Genomic DNA, 23,108 nt, shown 5'->3' with positions numbered 1-23,108 from the left:
ATAATGTTATCTGCTTATAAGCTGATGATTCTGTCTGGGTTTCCATCAGGATCATTGCCAGCAGTACCATCTGTACCTGGGTTGCCATTATTTAACATAATTACGGCACAAGCATGAGGCGCTGCCATTGAGGTACCAGATATGGTGTTGGTTCCGCCACTTTTCCACAATGAGAAAATGCCGACTCCAGGCGCTGCATAATCAACAGGAGGGTTGCCATAGTTTGACCATGAAGGCATGTTGTCATTAGAATCAATGGCTGAAATGGTGTAAACACGATTGCCATTGGCTCTGGCTGGTGAATGGTTGTTGGCATCATCACCATCATTACCTGCCGCCAATACAAAGAATGCACCTGATTGACTTGCCGCCGCTTTAACGGCATCGTCTAAGACTTGGCTAACACCACCACCTAAGCTCATGTTGGCACAGTCACCAGCACTGGCATTGGCCGCCACATGTTCAACACCTGCAATGACACCAGAAGTTGATCCAGAACCTCGGCGATCCAATACGCGTACTGGTACGATTGTTGTGTTAGGGGCAACTCCTAAGGCACCTATGGTGTTATCTATGGCACCAATGGTACCAGCCACATGTGTGCCGTGACCATTGGAGTCATTCATCCCTCCATTGTTAATTGCAGTAAAACCACGACTGGCGTCAACATTCAAATCTGGATGGTCTAAGTCAACACCAGAATCGATGACCCAAGCAGTGTAACCAGTGCCGTCTAAAGGTCCGCCCACTCGTGCTGTGCCGTATGAGGCTTGCTGAGAGGCACCGCCACCGCCACCACCACCTGGTTTGCCACGAGAAATAGAAATCACGCTGTCTGGGGTGAATGATTTGATGGAACCCTCATTGGCGAAGGCTTTCTTGGCGGCGTCACATGGCATGTTGATCGTCATGCCTTTGATTGATTTTGAATAAACGTGTTTTAATGTAGCATTACTGCGCGCAGCCATGCTGTTGGCCAAGCCCTGTACGTCGGACGAACGGGTTTGGTTGTTAAACGCTATGATACAACGGTTGTGTACATTGTTCAGTTCACTGCTGGTGCCAAAAGGCTGAAGTTCTTGAGCAGAGACTTGACCTGTGATTGCTATGCCGATGGCCGACATCAATATTGATTTATTCATAATGCTTCCTCTATTTGTTTATAAAAATGCTTAATTTAAGATTAAGTCAGTAATTTTTTTAATGTGGCTGCTTTTATTGGTCATACCTAATTCAAGGTGCAAGTCATAAATAGGCAGCTTCCCACCAGAGGTAGGGCGATATTGTTATATCAAAATGTAAAATATATTGCAATAATAAATACAGGTGATAAATGAATGATTGATTTGTTACATTTATAATGAGGTGACAGGTTGAACTTAAACGTATGCTGTTGCAGCTTGGCAGTGACATTGCAAGTATCTGATGAGTGCTCCATGGAATGATTCAATAATGAGCATGGCTTGTAGCGACATGATTTGCAGCATGTCAATGATTACAACCTGCATTCACTGTACCAAGGTGATGATGTATTCTTTTCATTTTACCATTGCAATCAGCTTGTCAAACCGTTAAAATCCGCGAACTTTTCCTTGCTGCACTGGGCTTTTGGGGTTGACCTTGAAAGTGACAGGTGGCATTTTTTTAAACCGTAAGGAGTTTTTCATGAGACATTATGAAATTGTCATGTTGGTTCATCCGGACCAAAGCGAACAATTACCTGCCATGATCGAAAGATACAGTGGCATGGTAACTAAAAGTGGTGGCGTGGTTCACCGTTCTGAAGATTGGGGCCGTCGTCAATTGGCTTATTCAATTGAACGTTTACACAAAGCCCATTATTACTTGTTAAACATTGAATGTGGTCAAGAAGCCTTGGACGAGATGGTTGATGCCTTTCGTTTCAATGATGCGATCTTAAGACACATGGTATTGGCCAGAAAAGCAGCTGACACTGCCGCTTCACCTTTGAAGAAAGACGAAGATGAAAAAGCCAAAAAAGTGACTGAAGAACAAGTGAAAGCAGTTGAAGAGAAAGAAACTGCGGCCAAAGAAGAAGCCGCTAAAGTCGAAAGCTCTGCTGAAGAAACTGTCAAAGAAGAAACAGCTGCTGAAACAGCAACAGAGGAGTAAATACCATGGCAAAACCACAAAGAAGAAGACGCCCAGCGCAAAGAATCATCAGCCGCAACTGTAAATTTACAGCTGCTGGTATCGTAGAAGTTGATTACAAAGATTTAGACATGCTAAAGCAGTTTTTAACTGAAACAGGCAAAATCATTCCTAGTCGTATCACTGGAACAAAAGCAAAATACCAAAGACAATTGTCAACAGCGGTTAAACGTGCTCGTTACTTGGCTTTAGTTCCTTACTGTGACCAACACGGCAAATAACAGGAGATCATCATGCAAGTTATATTATTAGACAAAGTACAAAACTTAGGTGACTTAGGCGAAATCGTTAATGTTAAAAACGGCTTTGCTCGAAACTATTTGATTCCTCAGCAAAAGGCTTCTAGAGCCACTGAAGAGAACATCAAAGCGTTTGAATCACAAAAATCTGAGTTGATGGCTAAAGCCAAAGAGTCTGTTGCTGCTGCTGAAGCACGAGCAGAGTCAATCAATGGTTTGAACATAACCATTTCTGCCAATGCAAGTCCAGAAGGACATTTGTACGGTTCTGTTGGTCCTCGTGAGATTGCTGACAAATTAACAGAAAGTGGTTACCCAGTTGATACCAGTGAAGTGGTTCAATCAGAAGGTGCTTTCAAAGAAGTGGGTGAATTCCCAGTTAAATTGAAATTCCACGCTGATGTAGAAGCTGATTTGACATTGACTGTTGTTGCTGAGGCTGAAGAAGCTTAAGTCATTACAGCAGAATTGAAAAGCCGGTTATTTATGACCGGCTTTTTTTTGGAAAAATTTTAAAAACTGGGTGTCAAACAAGACTATAATCTATCGTTCGAAATTCCAAAGTATACGGCACCCGAAAAACCAAACTAAGAAATAATGTATGAATGAAATGCCTCAGTTCAGTGACAAAGATGACTTCAGTAACCTCAAGGTTCCGCCACATGCCATAGAAGCTGAAAAAGCGGTGATTGGGGGCTTGTTATTGGTTGCCAGTGCTTGGGACAAAATTGCCGGTAAGATTGCAGAAGAAGATTTTTACCAAAAAAACCACAAAAATATATTCAGGGCCATTGCTCATTTACATGAAAATCAATTGGCTTGTGACGTGGTCACTGTCAGTGATTGGCTGGAAGCCCATGGATTAACCCAACAATCCGGTGGTTTAGAGTATTTGGCTGATTTGGCAGCCAATACACCGGGTGCATCAAACGTTGAAGCCTATGCAGGCATCGTCAGAGAAAAATCGGTGTTGCGGCAATTGATTCAAATTGGCAATGAATTGGCTGAAAAAGCATTCAATCCAGAAACCCAAACAGCCGATGATTTGATTGAAGAAGCTGAAAAACTGGTGTTTCAAATCAGAGAACAAACCCTTAAATCACAGTCTGGCTTTCATGACATCAAAACCGTGTTGAAGGAAGCGATAGAAAACATAGAAGAGTTGGTAGAAAATGAAAGTGACATCACCGGACTGCCTTACGGTTGGATAGACTTGGATAAAAAGACTGCCGGCTTACAACGCTCAGATTTGGTGATTGTGGCAGGCAGGCCAGCCATGGGTAAAACTTCTTTTGCGATGAATATCGCTGAGCGTGCAGCAGTCAAGGGCTCAACAGTAGCCATATTCAGTATGGAGATGGCTGCGCATCAATTGGTGATGAGGATGTTTTCTTCTTTGTCACAAATCAACCAAGGTGACTTGAAAAGGGGTAAATTGACGGATACAGACTGGCCCAAGTTAGGGCAAAGCAGTGCCTTGTTAAGTCAGTCAAAATTGTTTATTGATGACCAACCCGCCTTAAGCCCCAATGAAATCATGTCGCGCTGTCGTCGGCTGAAAAACCGCGAAGGGTTGGATTTGATTGTGATTGATTACTTGCAATTGATGCAGGTGAAAGGAAAAGTTGAAAACAGGGCCAATGAAATTTCTGAAATTTCCAGGAACCTCAAAGCCATGGCCAAAGAATTGGATGTGCCGGTGATTGCACTTTCACAGCTGAATCGTTCTTTGGAACAACGCCCCAACAAAAGACCAGTGATGTCAGACCTCAGGGAATCGGGAGCGATCGAGCAAGATGCTGATTTAATCATCTTTATTTATCGGGATGAGGTGTATAACACCGACTCGCAAGACAAAGGCAAAGCTGAAATCATCATTGGCAAACATCGGAATGGTTCAATTGGCACGGTCAATTTAACCTTCAGAGGCCAGTTCACCCGTTTTGATAACTATGAAAATGACATTCTTTTTGATGAGCGTGGCAACGAGATTCATTGATTATGCAGCGTGAACGTGGAACCCAGGCTGAAATCAACACCGCTCATATCAGTCACAATTTAAATCAATTCAAGTCCTTACATCCTGGCAAAATCATTGCTGTGGTTAAAGCCGATGCTTATGGTCATGGATTGGCAACCGTTGTTCCTCATTTAAAAGCGGCGGATGCTTTTGCGGTGGCGACCATTGAAGAAGCCATCGAATTACGAGCCATCAACCCTGATAAAGCCATCATTTTATTGGAAGGGGTTTTCAATGCTGAAGAATTAACCACGGCCTTGAACCACAATTTCGATGTCGTGGTGCATCAAAAATATCAAATAGAATTGTTAAAAGAGGCGCAAAGTAAACAGCGGATTGATGTTTGGTTGAAAATTGATACGGGCATGAATCGTTTGGGGTTCAATCCTACAGAGGCTGAAGCGCATTTGAAATTGATTCACGATCTGCCATTGGTTAATCAACTCAGGGTAATGACTCATTATGCCAGTTCAGATGACGTGACAGCCAAACAAACGCAGCAGCAGCAAACATTGAACGACTGGGTCAAAACATTGGGTTATGAATGTTCTTTCAGCAACACCGCTGCCGTTTTGAATCAATTGTCAAAGCCCAATGAGTGGGTGAGGGTGGGAATTGGTTTATTTGGTATTTCACCGTTATCTGATCGCTGGGCTGCCTCATTTAAGTTAAAGCCGGTGATGCGAATGACAGCGAAAATCATAGCCACCAAAGACATTCAAAAAGGAGACCTGGTGGGTTACGGTGGCACTTTCCAAGCCAAGCATCCCATGCGCATTGGTATAGTCGGGATGGGTTATGCAGATGGCTACCCTTGGACGGAAAAACAAAGTCATGTTATGGTTCAAGGCCACAAAGCCAAAATCATTGGCCGTGTTTCTATGGACATGATGGCGATTGATTTGACTGATTTATCACATGTTTTGACTGGCTTTGATGTAGAAGCATGGGGCGAAAATTGGCCGATAGAAGCCGTGGCTGATGAACTTGGTTTGATTCCATACACCCTAACTTGCGGTATAACCAAAAGAGTTAAATTTAATGATATTCAATAACTTAGCTAGTTATTTTAAGAAACAAGTTGAGCCAAAAGAATGGCCCGTTTTGATTTGGTCCTTTCTTTATTTTGTGTTTTTATTAACTGGCTATTTCATCCTTCGGCCGATTCGAGAAGAGATGGGTGTGACGGCTGGTCCTGAAAATTATGGTTGGTTGTTTTTGTCGACATTCATTGTGATGCTGTTGTTACAACCCGTCTATGGTCGCATTGTTTCTCGATACTCAAGAAAACAATTCATTCCATTGGTGTATGGATTTTTTGGTGTGCTCATTTTCCTGCTTTGGCTGGCTTTTAATTTAATTGGTAAAGAAAGCGTGGTTTTGGCCAGGGTGTTTTTTGTGTTTGTCAGTGTTTATAACCTGTTTATTGTTTCTATATTTTGGAGCTTTATGGCAGATGTATATAACAAGGAGCAGGGCAAGAGGTTGTTCGGGGTAATCGCAGCAGGAGGCAGTACGGGCGGCATTATGGGCGGCTTAATCACCAGTCAATTGGTTTATCTGACAGGCACCATTAATTTACTCTTGATTTCATTGTTCTTTTTGATTTTGTGTATCTTTGCCGTCTTCAAAGTAAGGAAGTTTGCAATTGAATCTGAGGTTAACAAGGAAGCGCCTTTGGGCGGTAGTCCAGTAGAAGGCATGAAGTTAATGCTTGGCTCAAAGTTTTTACAGCAAATTGCCATTATGACAGTGATTTCAGTCATTATTGGGTCAATTTTCTATTACTTACAGGGGCAATATGTCAGTCAATTCTACCCGGAAAGAGATCAGCGAACCTTTGTATTTGCCAACATCAACACGGCGACCAATTTCCTCACTTTGTTTTTCCAACTGATTCTGACGCCATTTTTATTGCAAAAATTTAAAGTACATCAGATCCTGGGTATTTATCCAACCATGATGATTTTGGCTTTGTTACTGTTTGGATTTATGCCAGTCTTGTATGTGGTTTTGGGCGCAATTACGCTGCAACGAAGTGGTGCCTATGGCATCATGAAACCACCAGCCGATTGGTTGTTCACCGGATTGCCAGATAACATTAAATACAAATTCAAAAACTTTTTAGATACCGTGGTTTATCGTGGTGGTGATGTTTTTGCGCAGTTGGTATTTGTAAAAACAGTGGTTACTTTTTCCAAGGACCTGAGAATTTTGGCCATCATTGGGGCTTGTCTTTGCGTTATTTGGTTGTGGAATGCGATTACAGTTGGAAAATTGGCTGCCAAAGAATTTGAAAAGTATGCATCGGTAACTTAGTTTGGTTAAATTTCAAGTTAAAACACTGTTAATTCTCCTCCGTTTGTAGTATAAAAATTGATAGACAAAGTGATGTAAATCACGATTTGATTTATACATATAATTAAAACTGTCTAATCACATTTCACAGTAAAACCACTCATTTTCCCACCGGGGACATGTTTACAATTCGGAGACAATGAATGAAATACAAATCACTCAAGAGGCTGACCTCTTGTATCTTTATGGCCATGACTGTTCAAGCGGCTGCAGATGAAACCATCATGACCAATGATCGTCTCAGCGCACCCGCTCAGGTATATTATAATGACACTCAAATTCCAAGCATTTCAGCGGCGACAGAAGAAGACGCTTCTTTTGTGATGGGATATTTACACGCCAAAGACCGTTTGTTTCAAATGGACTATACCCGGAAAATTGCCCAAGGTAAGTTGGCTGAGTTGGTCGGTACAGCTGCCTTGTCCAATGACATTCAATTCAGAACCATAGGCTTTGAACGCGCTGCCAGAGTCTCATTGCCAGTGATGACAGCCAAAACCCAAGGCATGCTCAAAGCCTATGCTGATGGTGTCAATGCTTGGTTGGACAGCAATCCATTACCCATCGAATATTCAGGGCTAGAAATCACCCAAATTGATCGCTGGTTACCGATTCATTCGGTGGCGATTGCCAAAGTATTGGCTTTTCAGTTGTCAAATGACTTGAATGAAATTGATGATACCATCGCCATCAATACCTTCCAACAGGTGGGATCCGCTGCTGGTTTTGATGGGACGGCATTGTTTATAGAGGATTTATATCGGGCTGCACCGCCAGATGGGCGTGTCAGTGTGCCAAACTTCTTGGCTTCAATTGGTGGACAAGGAAAAAACCAACAATCATTGAAGCAGTCGATTGGTGATTTTGCGCTCGATTTGTCTGATTCAGAGTTAAACATGTTGCATGAAATAAAAGGCAATTGGTCTAATTCAGCAGTGATGAAAACCATGAAAAACGATGGCAATGCCGACAAAGGCTCTAATGTTTGGGTCATTGCTGGTGATAAGTCAGAAAATGGTTTTCCATTGATTGCCAACGACCCACACTTAAGTTTAGATTACCCATCAACTTTTTATTCAGCACACATGGCTGCAGATACGGGTTTGAATGTGGCAGGTGTGGGCTTTCCAGGCGCTCCTGTGATGGCACAAGGGTGTAATGTAAGTTTGTGTTGGGGCAGTACCGTTCATCCTGTTGATGAAATGGATTTTTATTTTGAATCAATCAAAACCAATACCTTTGGAATCCCAACTCACACGGTCTATCAAGGCGTAGATGAACCGATTGTTTGGGTTTTTCAAACGTACAATGCCAATGTCATTGGTGATGGGGTGATGAACAACACGGCGCGTCAAGAAGTGGGTTATACCCAAGGCGGTTTGACTTATTTGGTACCGAGAAGGAATTATGGTCCAATCCTCAGTGTTGACACAGCCAATGCACAAGCGGTTTCTGTGCAGTACACCATGTTTGGACCAACCAAAGAAATTGAATCCTTTTTTGATATGGCGCGGGCTTCAAACATGGATGAATTCAAAACGGCGTTGACCAAATTTGATGTGGGCTCACAAAACTTTGGTGTGGTTGATGTCGACGGAAACATCGCTTATTTTACTGGCGCAGAAGTGCCGATTCGTGAAGATTTACAAACCCTGATGCAGCCTGATGGTACACCGCCCATGTTTATTCGTGATGGGACCGGCGAGCACATGAATGAGTGGATGGCACTGACCAACCCAGATTTGAATCAAGCAATTAATTATGCAGTGATACCCTTTGATGAAATGCCTTTCAGTGTTAATCCCAGCAGTGGATATGTGGCCAACGCCAACAATGACCCTATCGGTGTTTCATTGGATAACAATGTGCTGAATCAAGTTCGGCCAGGTGGCGGTTTGTATTATATTTCTCAAGGTGGTTATTCTTCTTACAGAATGGGCCGCATTGATCGACTGATTCAAGACCACATGGATAAAGGCAATTTATTTACCAGCACAGACATGAAGGCTTATCAAGCCAATCATCAATTGATGGATGCTGAATTGATGATGCCACACATCATGAATGCAGTCAGTCGAGCATCGGCATCAGGTGCTTGGCCAGGGATTGCTCAATTTTTAGCTGACCCAAGGGTGGTCGAAGCAGCGGGTTATTTTGCTGCATGGGATTTCAGTACTCCGACGGGTTTAGCGGAAGGTTACGATCCCTTCGAAAATCCATTTGCATTGTCAGCCCCCACTGATGATGAGGTGACACACTCAGTGGCAGCCAGTATTTATAATGTTTGGCGTTCAATGGCCATCCAGAATACCGTCGATGTGACATTGGCTGGAATTGATGCTGCCATTGGTTCTGATGTGATGACAGCCAACCGTCCAGGCAGTAAATTTTCACTGAATGCCTTGGCTCACTTTTTAGACTCCTTTGAAACCAACCAAGGTTATGGTGCTTCTGGTATTAATTTCTTTACCAACCCTCAAGCACCAACAAGAAATGACGCCAGAGACTATGTGATTTTGGCCTCGTTGAAGCAAGCATTGGATATGATGGCAGGTGATGATTTTGCAGCGGCCTTTAACAACTCCAGCAACCTGGATGATTATCGATGGGGTAAGTTGCACAGAATTGAGTTCTCACATCCATTGGGAGCATCATTGACCATACCCAATGGGTCATTTGGGTTTTCAACCGTTGATGGTTTAGCCGGTGTGGCGCGCTCAGGAGGTTACCAAGTTTTGGATGCCTCATCACACAGTACGCGAGCTGACAGCAGCAATGAGTTCATGTTTGGTTCTGGACCAGCCAGAAGGTTTGTTGCAGAAGTGACATCTATGGGGATTCTGGCTGAACAAATCATCCCTGGTGGACAAAGTGGTGTCATTACCACAGGTGCAAATTATGTCAACCAATTGGTGCTGTGGTTGGTTAATGGTTATTTACCTTTGATCACCGATTTAGGTACAGTTGAAGCCATTGCTCATGAGGTTTATTATTTCGAACCTTGATTTGAATTGGGAGTAACTTAGAATTAAACGGCCTCAAGCATAGTTTGGGGCCTTTTTTAATTTTAAATTGAGCAACAACTTTAGCGGTGATTGGCTGTCTAATTCACCAGTTATCAAATTTCATTATGGGGTATTAATTAATATGCATATGGACCCAGCACTGCCAATGGTGGTGATGTTCGCTTTGATTACATTGAGTTTGGGTTTGTTGATGAAACTGCTGAAACAACCAACCATTGTGGCTTATATCCTGGCAGGTATATTACTTGGACCCCATGTATTGGGTTGGGTAACTGACCAAGTATTGATCACACGAATGGGCGAGTTTGGGGTGGTGATGCTGTTGTTTTTCATTGGGATGGAAGTGGTGCCAGAAAAGCTGATGGCTTCATGGAAAGTTTCAATATTGGGCACTTTGGCCCAAATCATCTTAAGTGTCATTCTGATTGCGGCAGTGGGTTATTATTACCAATGGAGTTTTTCACGCATTTTGTTGGTGGGTTTTATCATCAGTTTGAGTAGCACTGCGGTGGTATTGAACTTGTTTCAACAAAGTAAGGAAATCGAAACCCAAACAGGGCAAACTGTTTTGGGTATTTTGTTGACCCAAGATTTATTCGTGGTCTTAATGATCATTACCCTTGGATTTTTTTCAACTGAACCCAGTAGCACTTCCCAAATCATTGGTCAAATCATCGGCGCCATCGTTATGGTTGGATTTGCTGCCTTTATTATTGCGAAAAAATCATTGCACCTGCCATGGGCTAAATATTTAAAAACAGATCATGACTTACAAGTTTTTGCGGCATTGTTGAGTTGTTTTGGTTTCGCCTTGCTTTCTTCTTATTTCAATTTATCTACGGCCTTGGGTGCTTTTTTAGGCGGTATGCTGATAGGTAGGGCCAAAGAGACTCGATGGGTTCACAGCAGCTTAGAACCTTTTAGGGTGGTGTTTGTGGCATTGTTTTTCATGTCTTTGGGTTTGATGGTAAACATCGATTTCATTCAGCAAAATTTGTATGTGGTTTTGTTGGTAGCTTTATTGGTTTTGTTCAGTAATTTGTTGATCAATGCTGGCATAATTATGGCGGCTAATCGCAGTTGGAAACAAAGTTTGTATGCAGGTTCGGTATTGGCTCCTGTCGGTGAATTCAGTTTCGTTCTGGCAGCCATTGGATTTCAAATTCACGCCTTAACCGATTATGGCTATCAGTTAATCATTGCAGTTATTGTGTTAACGCTGTTAATTTCGCCGCTGTTAATCGGTTTTGCCAAAAAGTGGTTGATGGAACAGTCCAAGCATTAGTTTGACGGACAGGGCTGGTTTTACTGGTTTGCTGTACAGTTAATTCATCATTGAATGGATGTATTCACCCGCTTGTTTTAATGCCATTCTGGCGGGTTTAAATAAACTGGCTGAAAAGTGGAAAACATGCCACAATTCTTTGAAAGTGATTAAGGTTACGTGAACTCCTGCCTTGATTGCCTTTTGTTTCAGCAGCAAACTGTCATCCAATAATACTTCATCTGTACCCACATGTATGAGCATGGGCGCGATGCCACTTAAGTCTTTATCGACCAAACAGGCCTCAGCGGTGATTTGGGCTGAGTTTTGTAAATAATTGCCTGCCATTTGTAAACTCCATGATTCATTGATGACTGGATCCACCTCAAATTGGGTCACATGGCTGACCGCTTCCCTTGATTTGTTGATCCATGGCGAAATCAAAAACAAACAAGCCGGTTGGGGCAAATTTTGAGCCTTTATTTTGAGGGCCAATGTTAATGCCAAGCCACCTCCGGCTGAATCACCAGCTAAGGTGATTTTATCGGGCGAAAACCCTGAGTCCATCAGTGCTTTATAAGCGGCCATGCCATCATCTATGGCAGCAGGATAAGGGTGTTCTGGAGCCAATCTATATGCAATTGAGGCCACAGACGTATTGGCATATAGTGCCAAATAAGCACACAAGTCCCGGTGCGATCTAGGCGATCCAATGCCATACCCACCACCATGAAAATACAATATAACTTGTTCAGATCTGCGGTTATCGAGGTTGAACCACCAAACAGGTCGGGCTGCTATCATGGATTTTTCAATTTTGATGGGTTTGGGTAGGAAAGCATAGCCGCCTAATAGGTTTAAACCTTTGCGTTGTAACCACAAAGGACAACGACCATTTAAGAACCACTTGGAGGTGGTTCGAACCATTCGACGCATGGTCACCGATGATAAATTAATCATGATTTATGAAAATCGTTTTCATTGTTGATGCCAATTAAATTCACCTTAAATATTGAACTTTTGATTTGACTAGGTATCATAGTAGGTGATGTTAAAGCATGCCAACAAAAATAAACGATTTCAACGCACATCCTTTGCGTTGATTTTATTACTGATAATGAGTCAATCACTGTCAGCTGCTGTTGCATGCAAAATGGAAATGGCTGATCATGATATGCCTTCCAGTCAATCATTAATCGCAAATGACCTACATGCTGGTCATGACATGTCTACCATGGACATGAAACCAGACATGCAAAATGACTGTTGTGATACGGACTGCCAATGTGCTCAGAATACCTGTTCGGGTTCAAGTCCAATGATTAATAACAGCATGAACTCAGTGTTCAACCTGAATCACCATGCCTCATTTTCCAATGAGCATAAAATCATCTACTATCAAGCCACCTCAGCTTTATTTCGCCCCCCCATTATCTGCTAACACAGGATAATTGCGTCTGAAATTTGACGTTATTTTTTAATGTTGGCAGAGGCCTAAATACCTCTGAATCAGAATCATGGTTAATGCAAGATTATTGTATTGGTCATTACCCAAAAGGGTTGGTATGAAGAATAAAATTAAAAGTTGGTTGCTTACAATAGCAATGTGTACACCGTTTTCAGTGGTCATTGGTGAAGAGTTAGTGACTGAATTGTCATTGTATGATGCCATAAAGTTGGCGCAAGCCAATGACCCATGGTTAACAGGCAGTGAATATAAACAAAATAAATTAGATGCCATGTCAGTTGCTGCAGGCCAGTTGCCGGATCCTGTGGTGTCTTTGGGTGTGGCGAATATCGCCTCAGACACTTTCTCCTTCAATCAAGAGCCAATGACCCAATTGAAAGTGGGTGTCACTCAAATGATGTCTCGAGGAAAAACCCGTTCTTTAAAGACGGCACAGATGAGTTTGTTGGCCAACGAACAACCTTTTCTAAGAAGCACTCGATTGTCGATGATGGCTTCAGAGGTAGGGCAGTTGTGGCTCGATACCTATAAAGTTCAGGAAAGCATTCGATTGATTGAACAAGAACGTCCCTTGTTTGAACAGTTGGTGGATTTGGTGGAAGTCGGCTACGGTTCAGGCTTGGGTCAAAGAAGGCAGCATGACCTCATCAGAGCACAATTGGAATTAACACGTTTAACAGATCGGTTAACGCAATTAAATCAAGTAAGAGCACTTAAGAGCGCTCAGTTAAACGAATTCATCAGCGCAGATTATGACATGCTCTCACCTGTTCATAATCCATCTTTTGATGTCAGTACACAATTACCTGTAATTTCTTTACTTGATGAATCTCTTGTTTTTAGCCAACAAGAGGACAGTTCAAAAACTTTGATGTCATATTTATTGTTACATCCAGCCATACAAGCGGTAGATGTACAAATCGCAGCTGAGGAAAAAGGCGTTGAATTGGCCCAGCAACAATACAAACCAAAATGGGGAATCAATGCCAGCTATGGTTATCGCGGTGATGCGGAAAATCATATGAGTCGAGCTGATTTATTTTCAGTGGGAGTTACTTTCGATTTGCCCTTGTTTACTAAAAACAGGCAAGACCAAACCGTAAAAGCAGCCGTTTCTTCTGTGGCTGAAAAAGAAACACAGAAGACCCAGTTGTTGCGACAAATGATGTCGGCGTTCATTGCCGAGAAATCACAATTACTGAAGTTAATGGAAAGAAAAAAATTATATGTTGAAAGCATATTGCCACAAATGAGCCAACAAACTGAGGCTGTTATCAATGCCTATACCAATGATCAAGGTGATTTTGCTGAAGTGGTTAGAGCGAAAATAGCTGAGTTGAATGCACAAATTGATACCCTTGATATCACCGTCAACATGGTGAAAACGAAACTAAAATTGAATTATTTATTGGAAGGCAGGAAACAGACAGTTTCAAAAGCCGCTATCAACCTGGAGTTAAATCATGAATAACAGTCGTAATCAAATCATCATTGGCCTGTTTGCTGGACTGGTTATAGGTGTAGCCATGAGTTATTTTTATTTTTCATCTGTTGACCAGAAAAACAATGCCAGCGCTTCAACGAAGAATGAAAAAGTCCCCTTGTATTGGGTTGCTCCGATGGATCCAAATTATCGCAGAGATGAACCTGGTCAATCGCCCATGGGCATGGATTTGATTCCTTATTATGGAGACAGCAACTCAGCAGAGGACAATCCAGGTGCGATAAAAATTTCTCCCAATGTGGTTAATAACCTGGGGGTAAGAACTGCACGGGCTGAAATAAGGTCAGTTGGTTCAAACATCACAGCTATGGGCTTGGTTAAATACAATGAAGAACAGATGTTTCATATTCATCCGCGAGTAGAAGGGTGGATTGAAACTTTATACATCAAGTCCTCAGGGCAGACAGTTGAAAAAGACCAAGCTTTATATGAAATGTATTCTCCTGAGTTGGTTAATGCCCAAGAAGAATTTATATTGGCTTTAAAAAGAGGCAATGACCGTCTGATACAAGCGGCAGAGGATCGCTTGAAATCCTTACAGTTCACCAGCGAGCAAATAAAACAATTAAAACAGAGTCGAGTTACTAAGCAAAAAGTAACTTTCTATTCGCAACACCAAGGTGTGGTGACAGATTTGCCAATCAGGGCTGGTTTTTACGTCAAACCAGGCATGACTTTGATGTCAGTGGCTCAGTTGGAAAATATATGGGTTGAAGTGGATGTGTTAGAAAAACAAGCAACCATGATCCAGTTAACTCAATCAGTAGATATGACACTTGAATACTTACCGGGCAGAATTTGGCATGGACAAGTGGACTTTATATATCCGTCGATGGATCCAATGACCCGAACACTTAAAATCAGACTGAAATTTGAAAATGTTGATCAAGTTCTGCGCCCCAATATGTTTGCTCAAGTCAACATCCATACTATTGGCGATCATGACGTCCTGGTTGTGCCAGCAGAGGCTGTCATCAGAACAGGACAAGCAGACCGACTTGTATTGGCATTAGGTTCTGGTCAATTCAAATCAGTTAAAGTCACAATAGGCAGCGCATACGATGATTATATTGAAATTATTGATGGGATTGCTGTTGATGATCAAGTTGTGATTTCTGCTCAATTTCTTTTAGATTCAGAATCCAGTAAATCATCAGATTTTAAAAGAATGAGTGAGCCTGCCATGGACCATTCCAAGATGGACCATTCCAAAATGGACCATTCCAAAATGGACCATTCCAAAATGGATCATTCCAAAATGGATCATTCGCAAAAGAACCAATCCACGATAAACGAGCCCGAAACAGATCATTCAAAGATGGACCATTCACAAATGGACCATTCCAAGAAAAGTGAACCTGAAATTGACTATTCGAAAATGGATCATTCGAAGATGGACCATTCGAAAATGAATCATTCTAATGTGAATAGTTCTGAGATGAGTAAGGACGCGTCTGATCAGGAGTTTCAGCAATGATAGGTTCAGTCATTAGTTGGTCAGTAAACAATCGATTTTTTGTGGTATTGGCCACATTCGTGTTATTGGGTATGGGGCTGTTTGCTGTTAAAAATACACCAGTGGACGCGATTCCTGATTTGTCAGATGTCCAAGTCATTATTAAAACCAATTATCCGGGACAAGCACCGCAAGTGGTGCAAGATCAAGTGACGTACCCTTTAACCACGGCCATGCTTTCTGTGCCTGGGGCATTGACCGTCCGTGGTTATTCGTTTTTTGGTGATTCATTTGTCTATGTGATTTTTGATGAGGATACAGATCTTTATTGGGCACGCAGTCGCGTCTTAGAGTATTTGAGTCAAGTGGCACCTTCATTACCTGAAAATGCCAAGCCACAACTGGGACCGGATGCAACGGGTGTTGGTTGGGTCTACATTTATTCATTGATTGATCGGACCGGCCAGCATGATTTAAGTCAGCTTCGCAGTATCCAAGATTGGTTTTTAAAGTTTGAGTTGCAAACGGTGCCAGGGGTTTCAGAGGTGGCAGCCATCGGTGGTATGGTTAAACAATATCAAGTTAAAGTGGATCCACAAAAGCTACAGGCTTTCAACATTCCATTGTCACACCTATTGATGTCCATCAAACAAAGCAATCAAGAAGTCGGAGCCTCTGTGGTAGAAATGGCAGAAGCCGAGTATATGGTCAGGGCCACTGGATACATTGATGAAATCAAGGACCTTGAACAAGTGCCCTTGGGAGTGAATGACAATGGCAGCCCATTGTTGTTAAAAGACGTGGCTCAAATAGAATTAGGCCCACAAATGAGAAGAGGTATAGCAGAACTCAATGGTGAGGGTGAAGTGGTGGGTGGTATTGTTAGCATGCGTTTTGGAGAGAATGCCCAAGCCACGATTGATGGGGTAAAGGAAAAACTAGATTCATTGAAAAAAGGCTTGCCTGAGGGGGTAGAAATCATCACAGTTTATGACAGAAGTGCCTTGATTGAACGAGCCGTTGAGAATTTATGGTACAAACTGTTACAAGAATTTGCAGTGGTGGGTTTGGTTTGTTTTATTTTCTTATTTCACCTCAGGTCTTCATTGGTGGCCATCTTTTCATTACCTATAGGCATTTTAACGGCTTTTATTATCATGCACATGCAAGGTCTGAATGCCAATATCATGTCGTTGGGAGGGATAGCAATAGCCATTGGGGCCATGATAGATGGGGCCATTGTGATGATCGAAAACATGCATAAGCACATGGAAAAGACGGAGGTCAACGATACCAACCGATGGCAAATTGTCATCAAATCCGCTTCAGAAGTGGGCCCAGCCTTGTTCTTTAGTCTGTTGATCATTACAGTCAGTTTTATTCCGGTGTTTACCTTAGAGGCCCAAGAGGGTCGCATGTTTTCACCACTGGCCTTCACCAAAACATATGCAATGGCTGCATCAGCTGCATTGGCAGTGACGTTGGTTCCAGTATTGATGGGCTACTTTGTTCGAGGTAAGGTGCTGCCCGAACACAAAAATCCAGTCAACAAATTATTGACTGCCATGTATATGCCCGTTTTGAAAACTGCCTTGAAATTTCCCAAGCTTACTTTGTTGATGGCCTTGTTGGTGATGTTTGTAGGGTTCTGGCCAGTCAATAAAATTGGCAGCGAGTTTATGCCACCTTTGGATGAAGGTGATTTGATGTACATGCCTACCACTTATCCAGGTATCTCTATTGGTAAAGCACGTCAATTGTTGCAGCAAACTGATAAGTTGATTAAGTCTGTTCCTGAAGTAGCAACCGTATTTGGCAAAGTTGGTCGGGCTGAGACAGCCACTGACCCTGCGCCATTGACCATGATTGAAACATTTATTCAGTTCAAACCCAAAGATCAATGGCGAGCTGGTATAGACACCGAAGATTTGAAACAAGAACTCAACGCCTTGGTCAATATTCCAGGCGTTACCAATGCTTGGGTTATGCCCATCAAAACCAGAATTGATATGCTGGCCACAGGTATCAAAACACCTGTGGGCATCAAAATATCAGGCCCTGAATTGACTGAAATTGAATCCATAGGAAAGCAGTTGGAGGAAATCTTACAGGATGTCACAGGAACAGCTTCAGTGTATTCTGAGCGGGTAGCCGGTGGTAGGTACATCAAGATTGACATCAAACGTGAACAAGCGGCTCGGTACAACTTGACTGTGGCAGCCATTCAACAAGTCATCTCTTCCGCCATAGGTGGCATGAATGTAACCGAGACCGTTGAAGGTCAAGAAAGGTACCCCGTTAATGTCAGGTACCCACAAGAGGATCGAAATTCGCCAGAAAAGATAGCAATGCTACCCATCGTGACTCCAAACAAACAAATCATCGCTTTGGGTGATGTGGCAGATGTGTTCATTGAAGATGGCCCTCCAGGCATCAAAAGTGAAAATGCCCGGTTAACTGGCTGGTCCTTAATTGACATTGAAGGAACTGATGTGGGTACCTATGTAGAACGGGCACAAAAAATCGTCAATGAACAATTAAACTTGCCTGCTGGTTATTCAATTACCTGGTCTGGTCAGTATGAATATATGCTCAGAGCCAAAGAAAAATTAATGTATGTTGTGCCACTGACACTGGGCATTATTGTGTTGTTGTTGTTCATGAACTTCAGGAATTTTACAGAAGTGGCCATCATCATGGGTACTTTACCATTTGCCTTGGTTGGCAGTATTTGGTTGATTTATCTGGAAGGCTTTAATTATTCGATTGCAGTGGGTGTTGGTTTTATAGCTTTGGCAGGTGTGGCTGTTGAAATTGGGGTGATTATGTTGGTATACCTCAATCAGTCATATCAAGCATTGGTTTTAAAATACAATGAAAATGGCTCGCAACCCACAAAGGCAGCCATTTTAGAAGCTGTGACCTCAGGAGCTGGTTTAAGGGTCCGCCCAGTGATGATGACTTCACTTTCTATCATCATTGGTTTATTGCCCATATTATACGGTACTGGAACAGGTTCTGAATTGATGAGTCGGATAGCTGCTCCCATGGTAGGAGGCATGATCAGTGCGCTGGTTTTGACTTTGGTTGTTTTACCAGTGATTTATTTATTGTGGCGTTATAAATCCATTGAAAAACAATTCGGTTTAAAAAACTCAATAAACAATGAGGAGAATTTAATATGAAAAAGAAAGCAACTCTATACAGAATGGAAACGGCAGAACATATCTGTCCATATGGTTTAAAGGCCAAATATTTACTTAAAAAACACGGTTTTGAAGTTGCTGACCAAATTTTAGAATCAAGGGAACAAACAGATGTTTTTAAACAAGAACAGGGCGTTAAAAGTACACCACAGGTATTTGTAGAAGGAGAGCGGATTGGTGGACATGATGATTTGCGCAGTTATTTAGGCCTTGAAAACCCTGATAAAGATGTTGTCACCTATAAGCCCATCATTGCCATTTTTGCAGTGACATTTTTAATGGCATTGTCATTGACAATTAATACCTACCAAGACTTGGTATTTGAACCGGTGCTGATTTGGTTTTTTGGGATGAGTATGGCTGTATTGGCCATTCAAAAACTTCGTGATTTGAATGGTTTTATCAATCAATTCATCACTTATGATTTATTGGCAATGAAATACATTCCATATGCTCGTTTTTATGCCTTTGCTGAAGCTTATGCAGGCATTGGTATGTTATCGGGATTAAACCCTTGGTATTTTGCCCCAGTGGCATTACTGATAGGCACAATAGGTGCGGTTTCCGTCATTAAGGCTGTTTATATTGATAAAAGAGCGTTGAAGTGTGCCTGTGTTGGTGGTGACAGCAATGTACCATTAGGTTTTGTGTCCTTGACTGAAAATTTAATAATGATTTTACTTGCTGTTTATATGTTAATTAATTTTTTCTAAGGAGGAATGATGAGTTATAAAAAATTTGGGTTGATGATACTTACATCAACTTTCATTATGTACCTTGCTATGTATTTAAATAACTATGAGTTTGGTCATGTCTATTGGAGTGAAACCAGGTTTTACATGTCGATTCTTATGGGGTCAATCATGGCTGTGGTTATGCTCTTGTTTATGTTGAACAAATACCCCAATAAAAAAATCAACTCGATCATTATTTTGCTCAGCGTTGGTTTTTTTTCTGGCGCCTTGTACTTAGTCAGATCACAAGCCACGATTGAAGATGTTGCTTGGATGAAAGCCATGATTCCACATCATTCAATTGCAATTTTGACCAGTTCTAGGGCGAGTTTTTCAGATCCTAGGGTACAAAAATTAGCCAATGAGATCATTGCAGCACAGAACAAGGAAATCAAAGAAATGAAAGCTTTGATTGAAGATTTGGAGAATTAATCTTAGACCGGAAGGTGGTTTTGAAGCCGAGTACCAAATGTTTTCTGCATTGAAAGCAATACGTGGTATTTGTGAAATTATCCGTTATAATCATTACCATAAAATGAATTGGTGAACCAATTTCCATTAAGGATAATTTAGATTAAACATGGTCAAAAAAAGCAATCCAACTGACGATTTAGTTATTGGTGGGCACACCATAGCCAGGGGTGAAACAAAAAAAATTGAACTGCCCACAGTGCGCCTTTACACCGACACCGACATGAACATACCCATTTATGTCAAAAGAGGCAAAAAACCTGGCCCTACGATGTTTGTCAGTGGTGCGATTCATGGTGATGAGTTGAATGGCATTGAAATCATCAGCCGCCTGATTAAAAGCAAGTCGATCAATTCTTTGAGAGGAACTCTGATTGCTGTACCCATTGTGAATGGTTATGGTGTGTTGAATCAAAGTCGTTACTTACCTGACCGCAGGGATTTGAACCGATGTTTCCCTGGCTCAGCCAAAGGTTCCTTGGCAGGAAGAATCGCCCATTTATTCATGAAAGAAGTGGTGAGTAAATGTAATTACGGTATTGATCTACACACAGGCGCCATTCACCGCAGTAATTTACCGCAAATCAGAGCCAATATGGACGATGAAGTCACCTATGAAATGGCCAAAGCCTTTGGTGTTCCGGTTATGGTTAACTCAAACCTCAGAGACGGTTCATTGCGAGAATGCGCAGATGGTCATGGTATCCCGATGTTGTTGTATGAAGCAGGGCAAGCCCTGCGTTTTGATGAGTTGTCAATCAAAGTTGGCGTCAAAGGGATCACCAATGTTTTGAGGCATTTAGGCATGTTGCCAAAAGTCAAAGCCAAAAAATTTGTCATCGAGCCTTTTGTTGCTCGCAACAGTGGTTGGGTGCGGGCATCGGACAGTGGATTTGTGATTCACAAAAAAGAATTGGGTGATCGTGTGGCAGAAAATGAAGTGCTGGCAGAAATCAAAAAACCTTTGGGTGATGTTTCATCACAGATGTTAAGTCCGTCTGATGGCATTATCATTGGTAAACAAAACATTCCTTTGGTCCAGGAAGGTGAGGCGGTTTATCACATCGCTTATTTTAATAAGCCCAAAAACGTAGAAGCCAGTATCGAAAATATGCAAGACAACTTCGAATGAGTTGTCTGCAGTTAATCAATGGAGTCCATTCAGGTATTGTGCCGTCAAATTAAGTGATATAAGGAATTTACTTACACCAGAGACAATCATTGTTTTATTCCCAGCATCATTAAACATCAAACAACCGCTTGCCTTCATGTTGTAGCAACCATTGTTTTCTTGCTAAACCACCAGCATAGCCAGTTAACGTGCCATTACTGCCAATAACCCGGTGACAAGGAATGATGATTGATATGGGGTTTCTCCCATTGGCTGCACCTACAGCCCTGACTGCTTTGGGATTATCAATCTGCTCGGCCATATCTCGGTATGAAGCCAATTGACCAAATGGAATGGTTAACAAAGCTTGCCAAACTTGCTTTTGGAACTCCGTGCCTTGTTGATCAAACATCAAATCAAATTCTTTTCTGTCACCAGTGAAATATTCATTCAATTGATTTTTACAATCTCGAGTCCATTGGTTGGTTTGCAGATTGGGCTCAGTTTTAACTTTGTTCTCTCGCATAAAGTGAACACTACAAACACCCACATCTGAAGCAGTGATTTCAATTTGACCAATGGGTGTATCCATATATTCGATGTACATTACAAATGACTCCATAGTTGAAAAGTGAGGTAACTGCGCCAAGGAGCAGCTGCATCAGGATTGAATGTTGATGGGTTGATGCTCAAGGCTTTTAAAGCATTGTTGATTCCTGAGTCGCCAGCCAAAAACACATCTGGATCGCTTATGCCCCTGAGTTTGCTGTAATTAACGGTCCATGGGCCAATGCCTTTCAGAGCTAACCATGAGTCAAGGTCTGTTTGGTCATTGTCAGAAAGGCAGTGATGGGCCAAATTTTTCAGACTGTTTTTTCTGGATCCAGGCATTTTTAAAAAAGCCAAATCACTGTTTATAACAGCTTCAGGTGTAGGGAAATACCGTTGATTGTTTTTCAATACACCCAATTGATTGACTGTTTCAATCACTAAATTTCTTGCAGCTTTGACCGATATTTGTTGGCCTAAAATGGCACGAACGCCAGCTTCGAACGGACTCCAGATACCAGGAATTCTCAAGCCTTGTTTGACTTTGAAATCTGGTGGCATCATTTTTAACAGGTGATTTTCAATCATGTCGGTATTGGCAGCTAAATCAAACAGCCTGCGAATGTTGTTGGTTACCGTCCTTAAACAGGCCAAGTGATTAAGTTCATTGAACTTGATTGATACATTGAATGCATTTTGACCACATAAATGTTCGACTTCAAAGTAACCACTGTACACAGCGCCAGCCCATTCAGTTTCAAAGGTTCTGCCATAAGTGGAGTCTGTTACAGTTTCGATGCCCGGGATGAATCTGGCAGCCAAAAACGTTTGCATGCTTTTCCAATCAAAGGGTGGTCGATAGGACAGTTTTAGTTTTAAGTGTTGATGGTCAGTTGTCACCGATTTACGTCGGATGTCACTGGGGGTTATTTGTATCATCTTTATAAAACAATCATTAAACCGTCTAATGCTATTAAAACCACTGGCATAGGCTATTTGATTGATGGGCAATCTGGTTTGATGAATCAATTGTTTTGCAAACAAACATTGTTGGTACAAGGCATAAGCTTTTGGGGCTGTACCAAAATGTTTAACAAATAATTGTCGCAGGTAACGATCGCTGACACCTAAATAAGTGGCCAGTTCTTTGATTGATTGTCGCTCTAAAGTACCGTCGTCGATCAGTCTAACTGCACGTTTTAACAAAGCCTGACTACCTAACCAAGCTGCCGAATAAGGGGCGCTGTCTGGTCGACAACGCAAACAGGGTCTGAACCCTGCATTGGCGGCAAGCACGGCTGTAGCAAAGTAATCGACATTGCTTTCTTTGGGTGGTGTGGCTGGGCAGACACTGCGGCAATATATCCCTGTGGTTTTGACGGCGGTGAAAAACAAGCCATCAAACCTGGCATCACGTGAAAGTCGAGCATTTTGACAAACCTGGCGGTCTAAAACTGTTGATTTATTGGGATGGCTTAAATTTTGTTCGGATAAATTCATCAGACCATTTTATCTGGTTTTTAAAGTTTA

The 23,108-nt window shown here is 42.0% G+C and carries 19 protein-coding genes; 15 read left to right on the top strand and 4 right to left on the bottom strand.

The features are described from left to right. Positions 1-14: 14 nt before the first annotated feature. A complete protein-coding gene (locus CCS90_RS06900) occupies positions 15-1,142 on the bottom strand; it encodes a S8 family peptidase (protein ID WP_099018824.1) in 1,128 nt (375 codons plus the stop codon). A 523-nt stretch (positions 1,143-1,665) separates the two neighbouring features. On the opposite strand from CCS90_RS06900, the gene rpsF reads away from it, so the two are divergent. From rpsF to CCS90_RS06860, 8 genes are all read left to right on the top strand, one after another. After that, complete coding sequence (gene rpsF, locus CCS90_RS06895) at positions 1,666-2,133, top strand: 30S ribosomal protein S6 (RefSeq protein ID WP_099018823.1); 468 nt, start codon at positions 1,666-1,668, stop codon at positions 2,131-2,133. Positions 2,134-2,138: 5 nt separating this feature from the next. Beyond that, on the top strand, positions 2,139-2,393 hold the full coding sequence (gene rpsR / locus CCS90_RS06890; RefSeq protein ID WP_099018822.1) for a 30S ribosomal protein S18: 255 nt from the start codon (positions 2,139-2,141) through the stop codon (positions 2,391-2,393). Between the two features lie 12 nt (positions 2,394-2,405). Further along, a complete protein-coding gene (gene rplI, locus CCS90_RS06885) occupies positions 2,406-2,864 on the top strand; it encodes a 50S ribosomal protein L9 (RefSeq protein ID WP_099018821.1) in 459 nt (152 codons plus the stop codon). Between the two features lie 148 nt (positions 2,865-3,012). Next, complete coding sequence (gene dnaB, locus CCS90_RS06880; protein ID WP_099018820.1) at positions 3,013-4,410, top strand: replicative DNA helicase; 1,398 nt, start codon at positions 3,013-3,015, stop codon at positions 4,408-4,410. Positions 4,411-4,412: 2 nt separating this feature from the next. Further along, the gene (gene alr / locus CCS90_RS06875) at positions 4,413-5,486 is read left to right on the top strand and encodes an alanine racemase (RefSeq protein WP_099018819.1); all 1,074 of its coding nucleotides are present in this window, start codon (positions 4,413-4,415) and stop codon (positions 5,484-5,486) included. Next, positions 5,473-6,750, top strand: coding sequence for an NTP/NDP exchange transporter (locus CCS90_RS06870; protein ID WP_099018818.1), 1,278 nt, complete (start codon positions 5,473-5,475; stop codon positions 6,748-6,750). The genes alr and CCS90_RS06870 overlap by 14 nt, the downstream gene beginning before the upstream one ends. Positions 6,751-6,932: 182 nt before the next feature. Beyond that, positions 6,933-9,794, top strand: a complete 2,862-nt coding sequence (locus tag CCS90_RS06865) for a penicillin acylase family protein (protein ID WP_099018817.1) — start codon at positions 6,933-6,935, stop codon at positions 9,792-9,794. A gap of 148 nt (positions 9,795-9,942) precedes the next feature. Further along, positions 9,943-11,100, top strand: a complete 1,158-nt coding sequence (locus tag CCS90_RS06860) for a cation:proton antiporter domain-containing protein (protein ID WP_162846905.1) — start codon at positions 9,943-9,945, stop codon at positions 11,098-11,100. A gap of 39 nt (positions 11,101-11,139) precedes the next feature. Here the strand turns inward: CCS90_RS06860 and CCS90_RS06855 are convergent, their stop codons facing one another. After that, positions 11,140-12,039 (bottom strand): alpha/beta hydrolase, encoded by a 900-nt coding sequence (locus CCS90_RS06855; protein ID WP_099018815.1) that lies wholly within the window; start codon positions 12,037-12,039, stop codon positions 11,140-11,142. Positions 12,040-12,238: 199 nt separating this feature from the next. Here CCS90_RS06855 and CCS90_RS06850 point away from each other — a divergent pair, with 199 nt between their 5' ends. The 7 genes from CCS90_RS06850 to CCS90_RS06820 all read left to right on the top strand — a co-directional run bounded on the left by CCS90_RS06850 (position 12,239) and on the right by CCS90_RS06820 (position 21,050). Further along, entirely contained in the window at positions 12,239-12,520 is a 282-nt protein-coding gene (locus CCS90_RS06850; RefSeq protein WP_133566538.1) for a hypothetical protein, read from the top strand. A gap of 124 nt (positions 12,521-12,644) precedes the next feature. Then, entirely contained in the window at positions 12,645-14,018 is a 1,374-nt protein-coding gene (locus CCS90_RS06845) for a TolC family protein (RefSeq protein ID WP_162846904.1), read from the top strand. After that, positions 14,011-15,528, top strand: a complete 1,518-nt coding sequence (locus CCS90_RS06840; RefSeq protein WP_099018812.1) for an efflux RND transporter periplasmic adaptor subunit — start codon at positions 14,011-14,013, stop codon at positions 15,526-15,528. Before CCS90_RS06845 ends, CCS90_RS06840 begins: the two co-directional genes overlap by 8 nt. Continuing rightward, positions 15,525-18,692, top strand: coding sequence for an efflux RND transporter permease subunit (locus tag CCS90_RS06835; RefSeq protein WP_099018811.1), 3,168 nt, complete (start codon positions 15,525-15,527; stop codon positions 18,690-18,692). The genes CCS90_RS06840 and CCS90_RS06835 overlap by 4 nt, the downstream gene beginning before the upstream one ends. Then, positions 18,689-19,426 (top strand): MauE/DoxX family redox-associated membrane protein, encoded by a 738-nt coding sequence (locus CCS90_RS06830; protein WP_099018810.1) that lies wholly within the window; start codon positions 18,689-18,691, stop codon positions 19,424-19,426. Before CCS90_RS06835 ends, CCS90_RS06830 begins: the two co-directional genes overlap by 4 nt. A 9-nt stretch (positions 19,427-19,435) precedes the next feature. Beyond that, the gene (locus CCS90_RS06825; RefSeq protein ID WP_099018809.1) at positions 19,436-19,879 is read left to right on the top strand and encodes a DUF305 domain-containing protein; all 444 of its coding nucleotides are present in this window, start codon (positions 19,436-19,438) and stop codon (positions 19,877-19,879) included. A gap of 148 nt (positions 19,880-20,027) precedes the next feature. Continuing rightward, a complete protein-coding gene (locus CCS90_RS06820; RefSeq protein WP_099018808.1) occupies positions 20,028-21,050 on the top strand; it encodes a succinylglutamate desuccinylase/aspartoacylase family protein in 1,023 nt (340 codons plus the stop codon). 109 nt (positions 21,051-21,159) lie between these two features. Here the strand turns inward: CCS90_RS06820 and CCS90_RS06815 are convergent, their stop codons facing one another. Both CCS90_RS06815 and CCS90_RS06810 read right to left on the bottom strand, forming a co-directional pair. Beyond that, positions 21,160-21,636 carry a methylated-DNA--[protein]-cysteine S-methyltransferase gene (locus CCS90_RS06815; RefSeq protein ID WP_099018807.1) on the bottom strand — a complete coding sequence of 159 codons (477 nt, stop codon included), beginning with the start codon at positions 21,634-21,636 and terminating at the stop codon, positions 21,160-21,162. Beyond that, positions 21,636-23,078, bottom strand: coding sequence for a DNA-3-methyladenine glycosylase 2 family protein (locus tag CCS90_RS06810; RefSeq protein ID WP_099018806.1), 1,443 nt, complete (start codon positions 23,076-23,078; stop codon positions 21,636-21,638). Before CCS90_RS06810 ends, CCS90_RS06815 begins: the two co-directional genes overlap by 1 nt. Positions 23,079-23,108 lie beyond the last annotated feature (30 nt).

This window comes from Marinicella litoralis (genome assembly GCF_002591915.1).
In the GTDB taxonomy this organism is placed as follows: domain Bacteria; phylum Pseudomonadota; class Gammaproteobacteria; order Xanthomonadales; family Marinicellaceae; genus Marinicella; species Marinicella litoralis.
The sequence above is the reverse complement of the archived record's forward strand: the minus strand, read 5'-3'. Positions and strand labels throughout refer to the sequence as shown.